The organism is Kurthia huakuii LAM0618 (assembly GCF_000505545.1).
GTDB classification, from domain to species: domain Bacteria; phylum Bacillota; class Bacilli; order Bacillales_A; family Planococcaceae; genus Kurthia; species Kurthia huakuii.
Map to the genome: position 1 here is coordinate 63,061 of NZ_AYTB01000007.1, position 15,429 is coordinate 78,489.

18 protein-coding genes are annotated in these 15,429 nt (G+C 40.4%); 11 read left to right on the forward strand and 7 right to left on the reverse strand.

All coding sequences use genetic code 11. The features are described from left to right. Nucleotides 1-181 precede the first annotated feature (181 nt). From mecA to pepF, 3 genes are all read left to right on the forward strand, one after another. Nucleotides 182-838: an adaptor protein MecA gene (mecA, locus tag V514_RS0102095; protein WP_029498031.1), complete on the forward strand. Its 657-nt coding sequence runs from the start codon at nt 182-184 to the stop codon at nt 836-838. An 84-nt stretch (nt 839-922) separates the two neighbouring features. Next, nucleotides 923-1,951, forward strand: a complete 1,029-nt coding sequence (locus V514_RS0102100; protein WP_029498032.1) for a competence protein CoiA — start codon at nt 923-925, stop codon at nt 1,949-1,951. 57 nt (nt 1,952-2,008) lie between these two features. After that, nucleotides 2,009-3,823 (forward strand): oligoendopeptidase F, encoded by a 1,815-nt coding sequence (gene pepF / locus V514_RS0102105; RefSeq protein WP_035944165.1) that lies wholly within the window; start codon nt 2,009-2,011, stop codon nt 3,821-3,823. Between the two features lie 494 nt (nt 3,824-4,317). On the opposite strand, the gene V514_RS0102110 is transcribed toward pepF, so the two are convergent. The 4 genes from V514_RS0102110 to V514_RS0102125 form a co-directional block, all read right to left on the reverse strand. Then, the gene (locus tag V514_RS0102110) at nt 4,318-5,133 is read right to left on the reverse strand and encodes a DsbA family protein (RefSeq protein WP_029498034.1); all 816 of its coding nucleotides are present in this window, start codon (nt 5,131-5,133) and stop codon (nt 4,318-4,320) included. A 3-nt stretch (nt 5,134-5,136) separates the two neighbouring features. Further along, a complete protein-coding gene (locus V514_RS0102115; RefSeq protein ID WP_029498036.1) occupies nt 5,137-5,532 on the reverse strand; it encodes a globin domain-containing protein in 396 nt (131 codons plus the stop codon). 159 nt (nt 5,533-5,691) lie between these two features. After that, nucleotides 5,692-6,534 carry a lytic transglycosylase domain-containing protein gene (locus V514_RS0102120; protein ID WP_029498037.1) on the reverse strand — a complete coding sequence of 281 codons (843 nt, stop codon included), beginning with the start codon at nt 6,532-6,534 and terminating at the stop codon, nt 5,692-5,694. A gap of 3 nt (nt 6,535-6,537) precedes the next feature. Next, on the reverse strand, nt 6,538-7,131 hold the full coding sequence (locus V514_RS0102125) for a CYTH domain-containing protein (RefSeq protein ID WP_029498038.1): 594 nt from the start codon (nt 7,129-7,131) through the stop codon (nt 6,538-6,540). 141 nt (nt 7,132-7,272) lie between these two features. Between V514_RS0102125 and V514_RS0102130 the strand changes: the two genes are divergently transcribed. The 6 genes from V514_RS0102130 to V514_RS0102155 all read left to right on the forward strand — a co-directional run bounded on the left by V514_RS0102130 (nt 7,273) and on the right by V514_RS0102155 (nt 12,034). Next, complete coding sequence (locus V514_RS0102130) at nt 7,273-7,656, forward strand: UPF0738 family protein (protein WP_029498039.1); 384 nt, start codon at nt 7,273-7,275, stop codon at nt 7,654-7,656. 18 nt (nt 7,657-7,674) lie between these two features. Continuing rightward, entirely contained in the window at nt 7,675-8,355 is a 681-nt protein-coding gene (locus V514_RS0102135; protein WP_029498040.1) for a GTP pyrophosphokinase, read from the forward strand. Then, entirely contained in the window at nt 8,352-9,158 is an 807-nt protein-coding gene (locus tag V514_RS0102140; RefSeq protein ID WP_029498041.1) for an NAD kinase, read from the forward strand. Before V514_RS0102135 ends, V514_RS0102140 begins: the two co-directional genes overlap by 4 nt. Nucleotides 9,159-9,160: 2 nt before the next feature. Continuing rightward, nucleotides 9,161-10,054, forward strand: a complete 894-nt coding sequence (locus V514_RS0102145; RefSeq protein WP_029498042.1) for an RluA family pseudouridine synthase — start codon at nt 9,161-9,163, stop codon at nt 10,052-10,054. Between the two features lie 155 nt (nt 10,055-10,209). Continuing rightward, nucleotides 10,210-11,586: a magnesium transporter gene (gene mgtE / locus V514_RS0102150; RefSeq protein WP_029498043.1), complete on the forward strand. Its 1,377-nt coding sequence runs from the start codon at nt 10,210-10,212 to the stop codon at nt 11,584-11,586. A 145-nt stretch (nt 11,587-11,731) separates the two neighbouring features. After that, complete coding sequence (locus V514_RS0102155) at nt 11,732-12,034, forward strand: hypothetical protein (protein WP_029498044.1); 303 nt, start codon at nt 11,732-11,734, stop codon at nt 12,032-12,034. Nucleotides 12,035-12,110: 76 nt separating this feature from the next. On the opposite strand, the gene V514_RS0102160 is transcribed toward V514_RS0102155, so the two are convergent. The 3 genes from V514_RS0102160 to V514_RS0102170 all read right to left on the reverse strand — a co-directional run bounded on the left by V514_RS0102160 (nt 12,111) and on the right by V514_RS0102170 (nt 13,875). After that, on the reverse strand, nt 12,111-12,584 hold the full coding sequence (locus tag V514_RS0102160) for a GNAT family N-acetyltransferase (protein ID WP_051392416.1): 474 nt from the start codon (nt 12,582-12,584) through the stop codon (nt 12,111-12,113). Beyond that, on the reverse strand, nt 12,556-13,068 hold the full coding sequence (locus V514_RS0102165) for a YjcG family protein (RefSeq protein ID WP_029498047.1): 513 nt from the start codon (nt 13,066-13,068) through the stop codon (nt 12,556-12,558). The genes V514_RS0102160 and V514_RS0102165 overlap by 29 nt, the downstream gene beginning before the upstream one ends. An 84-nt stretch (nt 13,069-13,152) precedes the next feature. After that, nucleotides 13,153-13,875, reverse strand: a complete 723-nt coding sequence (locus V514_RS0102170; RefSeq protein WP_029498048.1) for an alpha/beta hydrolase — start codon at nt 13,873-13,875, stop codon at nt 13,153-13,155. A gap of 107 nt (nt 13,876-13,982) precedes the next feature. On the opposite strand from V514_RS0102170, the gene V514_RS0102175 reads away from it, so the two are divergent. Then, nucleotides 13,983-14,528, forward strand: coding sequence for a phosphatidylglycerophosphatase A family protein (locus tag V514_RS0102175; protein ID WP_029498049.1), 546 nt, complete (start codon nt 13,983-13,985; stop codon nt 14,526-14,528). A gap of 68 nt (nt 14,529-14,596) precedes the next feature. After that, the gene (locus V514_RS0102180; protein WP_029498050.1) at nt 14,597-15,397 is read left to right on the forward strand and encodes a thermonuclease family protein; all 801 of its coding nucleotides are present in this window, start codon (nt 14,597-14,599) and stop codon (nt 15,395-15,397) included. The last annotated feature ends 32 nt before the right edge of the window (nt 15,398-15,429 follow it).

Consider the following 15,429-nt stretch of genomic DNA (forward strand, 5'->3'; position numbering starts at 1 on the left):
ACGTCTTTAAAATCGCAGCTAGGAGAAACAGCTCCTAGCTGCTTTTTTCTTTAGAAGGTCATTTGAAACTTTTTCTTTTCTTTTTTAAGCAAAAGGAATTACAATAGAGGTAGCTATACTTCGAAAGCAGATACTTGATGCAACATCTTCTTATAGAAGTAACCGAAAGGAGTTGTGTAATATGGATATTGAACGTATTAACGAAAACACACTGAAACTTTTCATTTCTTATACAGACATTGAAGAGCGAGGTTTTACAAAAGATGAAATCTGGTATAACCGCGATAAAGGTGAGGAACTCTTTTGGGTTATGATGGATGAGATTAGTGAAGAGGATCAATTTGAAATTGATGGCCCGCTGTGGATTCAAGTTGTGGCGAAAGAAGTCGGTCTTGAACTGACAGTTACAACTGCAAAACTCACACAAGAAGGCTTAGAAGACTTACCATTTGGCCCAGGAAAGTTACCACCAGGTTTACCAGGTCTGTTTGATTTGGATCAGCAAAATGCAAAAGAGCTGGATAACTTCTTGGAAGAAAACTTTGGCGATTCAACATTTGAGTTTGTGTTTGAATTAAAAGATTTTGACGACTTAATTCATCTAGCTGAGCGTTTAGCGCACACTGATGATGTCGATAATCGTTTGTTTGAACAAGACGGCAAATATTATTTATATATCCACTTCGATGAAGAAGGGGAGAAAGATGAACGTTTAAACTTCTTAAGTGTCGTAACAGAATGTGCGAAAGAAGCACATACAACGATTCATGTATTAGAAGAATATGCACATGTGATTATGGCAACAGATGCCTTAAATACAGTGCGCAAATACTTTTAATGACCAACGAGGCTAGAAAACTAGTCTCGTTTTTTTATTGCATTTTAATAGTTATTTTTTTACAATTAATAGGAGGTGATGCTTATGTTAGTTGCCTATGATGAAAAAAAACAGTTCATCATACTAGACGCCGCAACAAGCCGCGAACAACTTCGGCAGGCACGCAAAACACAACGCTATTATTGCCCAGCATGTCAGCAACGACTCCAATTAAAAATTGGCACTAAAAATATTCCTCATTTCGCACACCATAAACAAACCGCTTGCACGCATGCCTTCTCTGAAAACGAAACGCCCACGCATCTCGCAGCAAAACGCCAACTGTATGACTTCTTCAGTCAATTTGGCACGCCACAACTCGAAGCCTACGTGCCACAAATCCAACAACGTCCCGATATTTTATATGAACAATTTGCGATAGAATTTCAATATAGCCGCTTAACACAGCAACGCTTTGACGAACGCAATGCAGGCTATCGTGCAATCAACCTTACCCCACTTTGGCTCCCCTATAGCGCTCCGAAAGAAAACGGCCTATCGATACTTTCCTTGTCACATGATTTACAAAAATATATAACGAACAGTTCCTTCATTGCCTACAATCCGCAAACAGAACAATTTATTTATTATAGTGCGCTCGTTGGTATGACGCCGACGCAATTTTTAGCGAAAATAACGGTATTGCCGCGCACCTATCAAACGTGGCCATTTCGGACGGCGCGTCAGCTGAGTCGCGACGAGTTTGAGCTTTATATGCAGCTCTGGTATGAACAGCGCAGAAAGCTAATTCAGCACTATATGCGCTACCGTAAAGGCACGCACGATGTACTACTGCGTTTCGTTTATGAGCATAGGTTAGCGTTGCTTGCGTTACCAGAGGCGATTGGCGTGCCAACGGACTTTGAAGCGGAACACGAGCCGGCAATCGATTGGCAAATTATTTATTATTACGATTATTTTCCGCACGGTGTCGAAGCGTTTTTAGCGCATCACGACGTCGCAAAAGCGAAAGTGCATGCTTATGAACATTTCTTACAACAGCTTCACACACAAAAAGCATCGCAAAATGAACTGTTATATCGTCAATTTCTTGCGTTTAAGGGGTATAATTGAGAAAATATAGCTAACTAAATTTATTTAGGAATGCGAAATAATAGGAGGGCTTTTATTATGACAGAAACAAAGAAAATTCCTACACGTGATGAGGTACCTGTTGAAAAGACATGGCGCCTTGAAGATATTTTCGCAACAGATGAAGCGTGGGATGTAGAGTATAAAGAAGTCGAAGCATTAAGCGACAAAGCAAGCGACTATCAAGGGACGTTAAAAGACGGGGCAGAGGCAATGCTTGCGGCATTTAAATACCGCGATGAACTATATGCACGCTTAAGCCGCCTATATGCGTATTCTCATATGCGTTACGACCAAGATACAACAAATAGCTTCTATCAAGCGATGGATAGCCGCGGCAAAACATTGCTAGCAAAAGCGTCAACAAGTATTGCCTACTTAACACCAGAAATTTTGGCGTTAGAGGAAGCGGTAGTTGATGGCTATTTAGCAGAAAATGAAGCATTACGTCTTTATAAAGTAGAATTAGATGAATTAAAACAACAACGTCCACACGTATTACCAGCGGAGCAAGAAGCGTTATTAGCACAAATGAGTGAAGTAACGGGTGCTTCTGCGAATACATTTGGTATGTTGAACAATGCAGATTTAGAATTCCCTATTGTTGAAGATGAACACGGGGAAAAAGTGCAATTAACACATGGCAATTATATTCATTTCTTAGATAGCGATGACCGTGCGACGCGCGAACGTGCTTTCCGCGCAATGTATGAAACGTATGGCAAGTTTTTAAATACGTTTGCGACAACGTTAACAGGGAATGTAAAACGCCATAATGTTTCAGCGCGTATTCGTAAATATGATTCCGCACGTCATTCCGCACTTAGCAACAACCAAATTCCTGAAAAAGTATACGATCAACTATTGGATACGGTTCATAAAAACCTACCATTGCTTCATAAATATATCGACTTACGCAAAAAAGTGCTTGGCGTCGATGAACTGCATATGTGGGACATTTACACACCACTTGTGAAAGAAGCCAAATTTGAAATTGCGTATGACGATGCCGCACAGACGATGATTAAAGCACTTGGCACGATGGGTGACGAGTATACAGCCATTTTAAAACAAGCATTAGCAGATCGCTGGGTCGATGTTGTCGAAACAAAAGGCAAGCGTAGCGGGGCGTATTCATCAGGCACATATGGTACAAATCCTTACATTTTAATGAACTGGCAAAACAATTTGGACAATTTATACACATTAGTGCATGAATTTGGCCATAGTGTGCACAGTTATTTCACGCGTAACAACCAACCGTTCGTTTATGGCGATTACTCAATTTTCGTAGCGGAAGTAGCATCTACATGTAATGAGGAATTATTAACAGAGTATTTATTACAAACAGCTGACGATGAAAAATTACGCATTTATGTATTAAATCACTGGTTAGAAGGTGTTCGTAGCACGATTATTCGCCAAACAATGTTTGCGGAATTTGAGCATATCATCCATGAAATGGACGCGCGTGGGGAAGCGTTGACAGCAGAGTCGATGACAACGGTTTATTATGATTTAAACAAACAATACTTTGGTGATGATATGGTCATCGATGAGGAAATTGGCCGCGAATGGGCACGTATTCCGCATTTCTACTACAATTATTATGTGTATCAATATGCAACTGGTAAATCTGCGGCCATTGCCCTTAGTAAACAAATCCTTGAAGAAGGACAGCCGGCAGTAGAACGTTATATTAATAATTTCTTAAAAGCAGGTTGCTCAGATACGCCAATTAATGTTTTACGTGCAGCAGGCGTTGATATGGAATCAGCAGCACCAATTCAAGCTGCATTCGACTTATTTGAAGAGCGTTTAGCAGAACTCGAAGCATTATTAATGAAAAAATAAAGTGTAAAACAGGCCGCTTAAACGCGGTCTGTTTTTTTATGTTCGGCAAAAGTCCAGAAAGCTGTTTAATTAAATTAAACAGCACCGAATATAACAGTACGACTATTTAAGTCATAAAAAAAGATGCTAAAATAAAGACCTAGAAAATTGTGAAAATTAACTTATTGACAATTTTATGTATAAATAGAGTTTATATTAAATATGAATGATTTATAGTAGTAATGATTGGTGAATGCCAATGTAATGTAAACGGTTTCTTTGTGTCTGAATTATGAACAAGGTTTAAAAACGTTGCTATACCAACGATTACATGCTAAAGTAATAGACGTGAAATAAATCACAACAAACATACACCCCTTTGTTTGAACGTGAACATTTCTCCCATCCCCTTTGTGAAAATGAGTGCCTCTCGTAGAGTCACTCATTTTATTTTTTTAGTAAAAAAATGCTATAACATATAAAAAAACCTCGAGAGCTCGTCCTCTCGAGGTTTTTTATTTGAGCTGCCACAGTGACATACTATCACAGGCAACGCGTGAAATCTTTTGCTGTAGCATACGCTTTTTCAATTCGCGTTCAGCCAATTTTTCAGGGATTGCATAAATGGCTGCTACTTCCTCTGTCGATAATGTTTGATACCGTTTAAATAACACCTCTAAATCTGGTGGGTTTGTTGGAATCAATTGTTCCTCAACCATTTCTTCTAAAATATGTTCATATACTTCAAAATCATAAGCACCAGATACTTTTAAGCCTTCATCTTCAATATTTTCATTGAAAAATACGAAGCTAGGAACTTCATTTACTTCCATTTCGCGCGTGACGCACAAATCACTTTGAAATGCGCGCGATGCTTCCATTGAGCGGAAGTCGGACTTGAATTCCATCATATCTAAATTACAGTGCTCGGCGATTTCATTTAATGTTGAACAAGAGCGGACGTTTTTTTCATTAATTAACGCATACTCTTGTAGTTTCATAAGGAAACGATAGCCAGCTTTTTTTCCTTGTAATTCAGCTGCTTTAACAGCAATTGATGGCAATACAGGATGTGACACATCGACTAACTCAGCGTCAGATGGGCAACTATTAAGTTGTTGGCAAGCGGTATTCAACGATGCAAGCTCCGTACTTAAAATAAAACGGAGTGTAAAATAATGACCGTAGCGCACTTGTAGGCGACGGATTGTTGATTGCAATTGCCAGCTGCCCGGGTGTAGTAAGTCCACAAATACATAAAGTTCGATTGGCTTATTGAAGGAAGTAGTTGCTGGTGCTACTTGTTCGGTCATAAATTGTACATTTGCCACGATTTATACCTCCTCGTTTGGATCCTCAGCATTGATCATATGATGTGCAGTTAATACAAGACGCTTGTAATAAATTTCTCGGAATTTGCCTTCTAATCCGACTTCATCCATTGCCTCATACATGCATTCGAGCCATGCTTGCGCGCGCTCAGGTGTAATTTCAAAATGCATGTGACGTGCGCGCATCATTGGGTGTCCATGCTCTTCTGTGTATATGTTAGGCCCGCCTAAGTATTGTGTTTGGAATTGTTTCTGTTTGCGGGCAGTTTCTGTTAAGTCGTCAGGGAAAATGGGTGTTAACTTTGGATTTTTCGCTACTTTCGAATAAAAAGAATCGATTAACTCCGAAAGTTTTTCAGCACCAATTTCCTCGTATGGAATAATCGGTTTTTGAGTCATATGAGATGCTCCTTTGCTTTAACGGTAATTCTATTTTAGCAACAGGTACATAATTTCTCAAACAAATGGTATTTTCTATAAAGCATAGACAATTGCCTGTGAATAAGAAAGAAGAAAAAACGAAGGAAAAGTACCGATAAGGTAGCTTTTCCTTCGTTTTTAAGCGTTGTAAGTTGCCATGATTTTTGAAACGTAATTTTGTGTTTCATTGAATGGTGGAATGCCGCCATATTTCGAAACATTGCCGGGACCAGCATTATAAGCAGCAAGCATTAAATTATAATTGCCAAACTTATCATACATTTGTTTTAAGTATTTTGTGCCGGCCATAATGTTTTGCTCAGGGTCGCGCGTATTCGTGACACCAAGATATTGCGCTGTTGCCGGCATTAATTGCATCAGTCCTGCTGCGCCGACATGACTTGTCGCGTTATTGTTAAAGTTTGATTCTTGTTTAATGACCGCTTTAATCATTTTTTCAGGAATGCCGTATGTAACGGATGCCTTTTTGATGATGGCATCGTATTGTGTTGCTGGACCTGATGAAGTAGAAGCAATCGAATCCGTTGTTGATGGTTCCGTTTTTGTTGTCGGTGTTACGGCGTTTGTATTCGTATACGCTGACTGTACCGTTGCGGGTGTGTAGGCCGATGTTGCACCGTTATAAAGTGCAGTTGTCGCACCTAACACATTTGCTAGCGATGACAGATTGACACCGGATTGCTGAGCTGTCGATGCAAAATGATTAGCAGCAGATAGCAGTTGTGTAAAGGCAGATGATAAATCTGTTTGTGATGTTGTTGCAGCAACGTTGTTTAAACCGCTCGTTAAACCGAGTGTTTGTGATGCGTTAACATTGGTATTTGTGCCAATGGCTTGATTAAGAAGCGTTGAAAAATTGTTTGAGCTTGTTGGTGATGCAGTCGGTGAATTTCCGTATGCGTTGCCAACGGATTGTAGCGCTTGCGCTTCAATCAATGATTTAATTGCAGAAACGTCCAAAGCTTAAATTCCTCTCTTTCGATTCATTGCAGCGACGAAGCGAGCGACTTTCTTTTGTGCAGGCCGCGTTGCAATGCCATATTCTTTTAGCAGTTCGACAAAAATGACATGACCTGTCGCTTCATCTGTCACTTCGTATTCGAGCTCATAATCTTCTGTATCGGCATAAAGCGAGTGATCGAGTACGAGTAAACCACCTTTATAGCTTATTTCGGCACGAGTTGTTGAAAGTGTACCGAGAAGTTGTAAATTTTGTTCGACAACACCGCGATGAGCTAGTCGTTCATGAACTTCTGGCGCATCGATTGTCGCTTCACCGGCTAATACGGCGCGCACATGTGCTTCAGCTAATAAGTCCGTTGTTTCGATTAAACCGATGCCACTTGCGGGTTCTTTTAACGTACATTCAAAGCGCTCGGCCACTTCGCGAATACGCAGGCCACACTTTTGATGGCGCAGTGCGAAGTCTGGCGTATCAAAATAATGATTGGCTTGTGTGTGGAATTTTTCGTCCGTTAGCTGAAAGGCTTCCTTGAGTGCGATAAATTCATCGTTCGTCAGCATATTTTTAAATTCAATTTCTAATTCTTTTGACATTTCACATCATCCTTTCATTAAAAGTTAATTATACGTTCTTTTTACGATTTGGAAAATGGTAAAACCCGTTCTTTCTTGTGAAAAAGGCGAATAGAATATGGTAAAATAAATTAGGATATTCATGGAAGGGAAGATAGGCATTTGCGTAACTTATTAAAGGCTGCTTATGCAGCAACAGAAAATTCAGTTGTACACTTTAACTTAAACACATTGCCACAAGGACAGTTGACTCCGGTTGGACAAATGATCACCGATTCAGATAACATGACATTCATTTATTTAATGGATGATGGCGAAGATTATAGCTATGTATTATTTGATGAAGATGTGTGGCCTCAGCTCGTCGAAGTATTAAATACAGATGGAGACCCTGTGCTTACATGGGGCGATCACAAAGCTGTTCTGACAAATTTCCGAGATGAATTAGAAGGATTAGTATACAATATTGAAGGTAACTCGAATTATGGCGAAGCTTTTTCACATGCTGTTGAGGAAGCCTTCGCGAGCATTTTAAGCGAGGCCTAAGAATTAGGGGGACTTGTCATGGGACAATGGGATCGGTTTTTACAGCCCTATAAACAAGCCGTTGATGAGTTAAAGATTAAGCTAAAAGGTATTCGCACACAGTTTCAACGTAACAATGAAACGTCCCCGATTGAGTTTGTAACGGGACGCGTGAAACCGCTGGCGAGTATTTACGATAAAACGTTATCGAAGGGCTTGGTGTTTGAGCCATCAGAACGATTAGCACATGAGCTGCAAGATATTGCTGGTGTTCGTGTAATGTGCCAGTTTGTCGATGATATTCCGACAGTACTGGAATTGCTACGCCAGCGTCACGATTTAAAAATTGTAGAAGAAAAAGATTATATTACGAATGCAAAGCCGAGTGGTTATCGCTCATATCACGTTGTCGTGGAGTATCCAGTGGCGACGATTCAAGGAGAAATGATTATTTTAGCGGAAATTCAAATTCGCACATTAGCGATGAATTTCTGGGCATCGATTGAGCATTCATTAAATTATAAATATAAAGGTGTTTTTCCGGCGGAGATTTCTGATCGCCTGCAAAGTGCTGCAGAAGCAGCTTTTCGCTTAGATGAAGAAATGTCGCAAATTCGCGACGAAATTCATGAAGCACAAGCGTATTTTACAGAGTATAAGGAGGCCTCAGAGCCAATTGTTCGTGGCGACGATGGTCAGGATAAGGGGGAAAATGTATGAAGTTTGCCGTACAATCACGCAATGATCCACAATCAAATGAGTTAATGGAGCGAGCGATTGGTTATTTAACCGATTTTGGCTTAGAACTAGATGAAGAAAAACCAGATATCGTGCTATCCATCGGGGGTGATGGCACGCTGTTACATGCGTTCCACCGCTATACGCATATGTTGTCAGAAGTTGCGTTTGTCGGCATTCATACAGGACACCTCGGCTTTTATGCAGATTGGCAACCAAATGACATTGAAAAGCTTGTTATTTCGATTGCGAAAGGGGAATACCGCATTAGCGAGTACCCATTATTAGAAGTAACGGTCAACTACCGCGATTCAGAAGAGAGCTTCACGTATTTGGCGTTAAATGAATCGACTGTGAAATCATCTGAAGTGACGCTTGTTATGGACGTCGTATTAAATGGACGTCGTTTTGAGCGCTTCCGCGGTGATGGCTTATGTGTATCAACACCATCGGGCAGTACGGCATACAATAAAGCACTTGGCGGCGCAATTTTACATCCATCGCTTGAAGCGTTACAACTAACAGAAATGGCGTCGATCAATAATCGCGTATTCCGCACAGTTGGTTCGTCGCTCGTCTTGCCATCGCATCACCATTGCTTATTAAAGCCTGTGAAAGCAGAAGATTTTATGGTCACAGTTGACCACGTACAATTGCTACATAAAAATGTGAAATCAATTGAGTATCGCGTTGCAAATGAAAAAGTTCGTTTTGCGCGTTACAAGGCTTTCCCATTCTGGCAGCGTGTGCATGATTCATTTATTGATAGTGATTTAAAGGACTAAATATGGACAATCGATATCGTATTACATTTACAGTAGAGGAGCCTGTATTACTGCGTAGTGCACTCCAAAGCTATGGTATTTCAAAAAAGGCATTGACGGCAATTAAATTTCACGGTGGCGAAATTACGGTCAATGGCGCTGAACAGACGGTGCGTCATCGCCTAAAAGCTGGGGACACTATTGTCGTTAAATTCCCACGCGAAGAGTTGAGCGATGGCTTGCAAGCAGAGCAAGGCGAGCTTGATATTGTTTATGAAGATCAGGAGATTTTAATTGTAAACAAATCACCCTATCAAAGCTCGATTCCGTCGCATGTACATTTAGAAGGTAGCGTTGCCGGCATTGTTGCGGGCTATTTAAAGCAACAAAATATTCCGTCAACGGTGCATGTAGTCAATCGCTTAGACCGCGATACGTCGGGGTTGATGTGTATTGCCAAGCATCGCCATATTCATCATGTGATGAGCGAGCAGCAACAAGCACATGAGATTTTTCGTGAATATGAAGCGCTTGTACATGGTCATATTAAAGAACCGCAAGCTGCAATTATTGCACCGATTGGTCGTCGTGATGGCAGCATTATTGAGCGTATGGTGCGCGACGATGGTCAGTATGCGCATACCGACTACCGCGTCTTGCGCCACTTTACGCATCACGGTGAACAAATGAGTCATGTCCGTTTGCGCTTGCATACAGGACGCACGCATCAAATCCGTGTGCATATGGCGCATATCGGGCATCCACTTGTTGGCGATGACTTATATGGAGGCAAGCGTGACGTATTGGACCGCCAAGCGTTGCATTGCGTTTTTTTACACATGAAGCATCCACTGACAAAACAGCCGATGGAATGGCATGCAACATTGCCTGCTGATTTTCAGTCATTACTTATATAACAAGCGAAGAGGCCGTTCAATGCGAGCCTCTTTTTTCATATGTTAATTTGAAAAATACAGATTCAGAGCCATTTTTAGGTAGTTAACAAATACGTGGGAAAATGTTAGTATTAGCTTTGTTCAATTAATCATATCATTTGAGAGGAGGGGACAATATGGCAGAAGAACTAAAAAACCGTCAAGAAGAAACGTTTGATGAAGCACAGTTGATGCAGCTTTTAATAGAAGGTAAGATTGCGGTGTTTCGCGAACAATTTTTAGACCTTCACCCATACGACCAAGGCCAGTTTTATGAAAGGGTGGAGCCTGATATACGTCAGATCATCTATCAATATTTGTCCCCGAAAGAATTGGCAACAATCTTTGAGGCCATTGCGTTAGATGATGAACAATATCCAACATTTATTGCAGAGATGGAGCCGAGTTATGCGGCGGAAATGTTATCGGAAATGTATGCCGATGATGCAGTTGACGTCTTAAATGAGCTGGACCAAGATCAAACGAGTCATTTTTTAAAGATGATGGACTCGGAATCTGCACAAGACATTCGAGAATTATTACATTATGAAGAAGCGACTGCTGGCGCGTTAATGACGACGGAGTATGTAGCTGTAGCAGAAAATTCTACGATTCGTTCCGCGATGACGATTTTGCGTAATGCAGCACCGGACGCGGAAACGATTTATTATATTTTTGTTATTGATGACCGCAATCGCTTAACGGGCGTACTGTCGCTCCGTGATTTAATTGTCGCTAGTGAAGATACGCTTATTCGCGACATTCGCAACGAGCGTGTTGTTAGCGTCCAGGTGACCGATGACCAAGAAGATGTTGCGCAAGTTATGCGTGATTATAATTTTGTAGCATTACCAGTCGTCAATGCACGTAATGAAATGCTCGGCATTATTACGGTCGATGATATTATTGATGTTATTGATGAAGAGGCAGGCGATGACTACTCAAAGCTTGCAGGGGTTTCAGATATGGGCACATTCGATAAAAGTCCATTTTCAGCAGCTAAAAAACGATTACCGTGGCTCGTTTGTCTATTATTTTTAGGAATGATTACGGCCAATTTAATCGATTTATTTACTGATACATTGGCAAAAGTAGCGCTATTAGCGGCCTTTATTCCGCTTATCGGTGGGACATCCGGCAATAGCGGTACACAGGCATTAGCTGTTGCAGTGCGTGGTATTGCGACAGGCGATGTTGAAGAAGAGAGCAAGATGAAACTTGTCGTTCGAGAATTGTTGACGGGTGTTATTATGGGGGTTGTTTGCGGTGTGATTGCGTTAGGGATTGTCTTTTTCTGGCAGCATGAGTTGGTCTTAGGCGCGCTTGTTGGCGTAGCTATTTGCTGCTCAATCGTTGTTGCAACGGTTGCTGGGACGTTGATTCCATTAGTCATGGACCGTATGAAAATTGACCCAGCTGTCGCATCGGGACCGTTTATTACAACATTAAATGATATTACGAGTATCGTTATTTATTTAGGTATCGCAACTTTATTCATAGAGAAGTTACTATGAGAAAACACATGGAAAAGCATTAAAAAATGCTTTTTTATGTGTTTTTTTGTTTCTTAGGAACTAATGATTAAAAAATGGAATATAGACCTAGTTTGTTTCGTGAAAAAAGAAGGAATAATAAATTTAAGCAAAGGGGGTAGTTAGTATGGGCTATATTTTGCCGATAACACCATTACAGTACGCAGATTACGCCAATCGATTAGCGATGAAAGATACTCGTTTCACATATATTGACGGTGTACAAGCCATCGAAGCGCAGCACCGTTTTCAAGCGGAAGTGCTCCGCCAGCAAGAACGTTTATTGATGATGGAGCAACAACGTGCACAACGTCAGCATCGGCCAGTTCCTACAACTGCCTCTACTGAAGAAGTCGTTATGTACCGACCGAAGCCGATGTCGACAGCAGAAATCGTTGGAAAAGGTTTTGTTATCAATGCATATGCATAATTATATATGCCTGTAGCGGGTTGCTGCAGGTTTTTATACGCGCAAAAAAGCAGGAATCATTCGATCCCTGCTTTTTTTAAATATGTTTTTCAATGGCGCGATGTGGAATATAATTATCCATAAATTCTGGAGAAGTGACGCTAAAGCCTTGCTTCTCATAAAACGGAATCGCATGAATTTGTGCATGGATTTTAATGACTGAGACATTTGGAAAATTTTTGCGAATAAATGCTTCAATCGTTTGCATCATTTGTATGCCAATTTGTTTACGTCTAAATTTAGGTAACACAGAAAGGCGTTCGACTTTGACGCTATCGGATTTGTCATTAACAATGATGCGACTTGCTGCAATGGGTTGCTGCTTGTAGTAAGCAACGATATGCGTAGCAATTTTATCAAGGTCATCGACTTCAAGTGGTAATGGTAACCCTTGTTCTTTTACAAAAACTTCTTTTCGAACGAAAAAAGCGTCTTGTTTTTCTTGTTCAGATTGTGCAATTTTCACAACAACATCTTGCAAATTACTCACCTCGTAAGCGATACGTTTCATAAACCGACCAAGAACCATTTTCTAATTGGTATAGTAAATGAATGCGGCTGATTGTTTCTTTGAAATCAATATCGCCCATACGAATTTGGCCGAAAATATCATCGTGCTCACTAGCAGATAGACCTTGTGCTAATGTGATATGAGGCACAAATTTATGTGGCGGTGTACCACCGAAAGGCTCTTTATACAGCAATTCATGGATGCTCTCTAGCTCAGGTGTTGAGTCGATTTTTAAATAAATCGCATTTGTAACAGGTGAGAATGAACTTGCTTTACCAATATGAATATCAAATGGTTTTAATGTGCTAGCTGACTCATGTAGCTGCTCTGCAAGCTCTTGTAATGTCTTGTCATTTGCTTCACCAGCTGAGCGCAATGTAATATGCGGCGGGATCTGTGCATAGTGTGAGTCATAACGTTTGCGATAAGAGTTTGCAAAATCTTGTAATTCTTTTGATGGAAAAGCAACAATACCATAATTCATGAAAAAGCCCTCCTTAAAATAGCGGTTATCGTAATTTTTAGTATAACAGAAAAATTACGAAAAATTTAGCGAGAGCCTATGAAATTACAGCAAAAAATTTTGAATGAACGCGCGATGCAAGTCTGGTTGCCATGTTTTCCACGTATGATCGCCTTCTAATTCAACATAATAGACGTTGAATTCTCGCGCCACCATGAGTGCATGAAGCTCGCGATTTGGCGTTAAAAAATCTTTTATTTGATGATCGGTCGTACGAACTTCCGTTTCTTTCTTACCAATAGCATGATAGACGGTGTAGTCTTCTACATTATGCACTTTGCGTACGATTTCCATGACTTCTTCATTAACATAAGGTGAATGCATGATGATATGGTGGAATTTTTCAGGGTGGCGTAGCGCCGCAAGCAATGAAATCGTTGCAGCTTGTGAGTCACCGATTAATGTACGAGCTTCTGGTGCATCTTCTGTTGAATAGTTATCGTCTAAATAAGGAAGCAATTCTTCTGTTAAAAAAGTTAAATAGGCTTCGTGTTTAATACCGCTTGGCAAATATTTATCGCGGCGGTCTTGTACGCTTTTATATGGAATTGCTACAAAAATTGTATCGTCAATGTCTCCGTTTTCAATCAGCTCGTTCATGACACCAGAAACACGGCCTAGCTGAATATAATCTTTGCCATCTGCGGCAATAATAACAGGGTAGGTCATCATCGGAGTATAGTCAGCCGGTAAATAAATATAGATTTTCAAATCCTCGGCCAATGCGTTGCTGTAAAATGAAAATTCTTTGATGGTACCAGTTTCCAAAAAAGAAACCTCCTTTATCAATAGTAGGAAAATTGTATCATACAATCAACTTAAGTTATAATAGGAAGCATTGAAAACAATGTATGAAGGAAAGAGGTTATTATTTTATGTTTAATCGCGCGTTAAAAGTACCGTCAAAAGAAGTCACAGAGGCAACGTATGCAGCGCTTGACCGTCGTGGTGTGACGGTGCGTGACATCGCAGAAATTGTTTATGCTGTTCAAGCGCCATATAGTAAAGGTTTAACGATTGCCCATTGCGAGCAATCTGTTCATAAAGTATTAGGGAAACGTGAAATTCAACATGCGGTGCTCGTTGGCATCGAGTTAGATGAACTAGCTGAAAAAGGTTTGTTATCAGAGCCATTGCAACAGCTCATTATTTCAGATGAGAGCTTATTTGGCATCGATGAAACGATTGCAGTAGGAGCGGCGCAATCGTATGGCAGTATTTCATTGACAACATATGGTCATTTAGATAAAGAAAAAATCGGTATTATTAATAAATTAGACGTTAAAGAAGGCGGACGTGTGCATACATTTTTAGATGATTTGGTCGGCAGTATTGCAGCTGCAGCATCATCGCGTTTAGCGCATCAAATCCGCGATTTAGAAGAACGCGGCGAAACGTTACCGCAATACGAATTTATTTAAACTACTAGGACTGCATTGTCAGTCCTTTTTTAATTCGCTAAAATGGACACAGTAAAGGGAGGCAGATTATGAAAAAAATAATGGTAGTCGTTGTAGCAGCATTATTGTTTGTGCTAGCAGGCTGCACCGAACCAAATACATTGTCATCATCAACTAATTCATCAGACGAACAAAAAGTTGTTGGTGAACAAGTAGAAGTAGTTAGTGTGATGGACGGTGACACGATGAAAGTGAAATACGATGGCAAAGTATCAAGCGTGCGCTTTTTATTAATTGATGCACCAGAAATGTATCATAAACAACTTGGTGAACAACCATTTGGTAAGCAAGCACAAGCGCGTAACCGCGAGTTAATCAACAACGCAAAAGTCGTGTCACTTGAATTTGATAAAACGGGTGATAAAGAGGATAAATATGGCCGCCTATTAGCCTATGTATATGTTGATGGGAAAAGTGTTCAACAACAATTAATTGAAGAAGGCTTAGTGCGTGTTGGCTACGTTTACAATAAACAAGCGGCGCATTTAGATGACTATTACGCAGCGCAAGACGAGGCGAAAGCATTGAAGCGAGGGATATGGCAATATCCAGGTTATGTGACAAATCGCGGTTTTGTAAAAGCAAACGTACCGGGCTGGTCAGTAGGGCAAAATCCGGATAAAAATAATTCATTACAGCAAGAGTCAACGAACGCGTCACCATCAACAACGAACGATAATGAGGCATGTAATATTAAAGGCAATATTAATGCTAAAGGCAACAAAAATTACTTCTTACCAGGCACGAATAATTACGACAATGTGCAAGAAGAAAAGATGTTTTGTAGTGAGGAAGAAGCACAACAAGCAGGCTTCAAAAAAGGTTCATAATGCGACGATAGCGTTCTTTTCGAAGGGCGCTA

What these genes read in the sequence shown, in the direction of transcription:
- mecA (WP_029498031.1), top strand. Translation starts at nt 182, where the DNA reads ATGGATATTGAACGTATTAACGAAAACACACTGAAACTTTTCATTTCT.
- mgtE (WP_029498043.1), top strand. Translation starts at nt 10,210, where the DNA reads ATGGCAGAAGAACTAAAAAACCGTCAAGAAGAAACGTTTGATGAAGCA.
- pepF (WP_035944165.1), top strand. Translation starts at nt 2,009, where the DNA reads ATGACAGAAACAAAGAAAATTCCTACACGTGATGAGGTACCTGTTGAA.
- V514_RS0102175 (WP_029498049.1), top strand. Translation starts at nt 13,983, where the DNA reads ATGTTTAATCGCGCGTTAAAAGTACCGTCAAAAGAAGTCACAGAGGCA.
- V514_RS0102115 (WP_029498036.1), bottom strand. Translation starts at nt 5,532, where the DNA reads ATGACTCAAAAACCGATTATTCCATACGAGGAAATTGGTGCTGAAAAA.
- V514_RS0102155 (WP_029498044.1), top strand. Translation starts at nt 11,732, where the DNA reads ATGGGCTATATTTTGCCGATAACACCATTACAGTACGCAGATTACGCC.
- V514_RS0102165 (WP_029498047.1), bottom strand. Translation starts at nt 13,068, where the DNA reads ATGAATTATGGTATTGTTGCTTTTCCATCAAAAGAATTACAAGATTTT.
- V514_RS0102145 (WP_029498042.1), top strand. Translation starts at nt 9,161, where the DNA reads ATGGACAATCGATATCGTATTACATTTACAGTAGAGGAGCCTGTATTA.
- V514_RS0102180 (WP_029498050.1), top strand. Translation starts at nt 14,597, where the DNA reads ATGAAAAAAATAATGGTAGTCGTTGTAGCAGCATTATTGTTTGTGCTA.
- V514_RS0102160 (WP_051392416.1), bottom strand. Translation starts at nt 12,584, where the DNA reads ATGAAACGTATCGCTTACGAGGTGAGTAATTTGCAAGATGTTGTTGTG.
- V514_RS0102125 (WP_029498038.1), bottom strand. Translation starts at nt 7,131, where the DNA reads ATGTCAAAAGAATTAGAAATTGAATTTAAAAATATGCTGACGAACGAT.
- V514_RS0102100 (WP_029498032.1), top strand. Translation starts at nt 923, where the DNA reads ATGTTAGTTGCCTATGATGAAAAAAAACAGTTCATCATACTAGACGCC.
- V514_RS0102140 (WP_029498041.1), top strand. Translation starts at nt 8,352, where the DNA reads ATGAAGTTTGCCGTACAATCACGCAATGATCCACAATCAAATGAGTTA.
- V514_RS0102135 (WP_029498040.1), top strand. Translation starts at nt 7,675, where the DNA reads ATGGGACAATGGGATCGGTTTTTACAGCCCTATAAACAAGCCGTTGAT.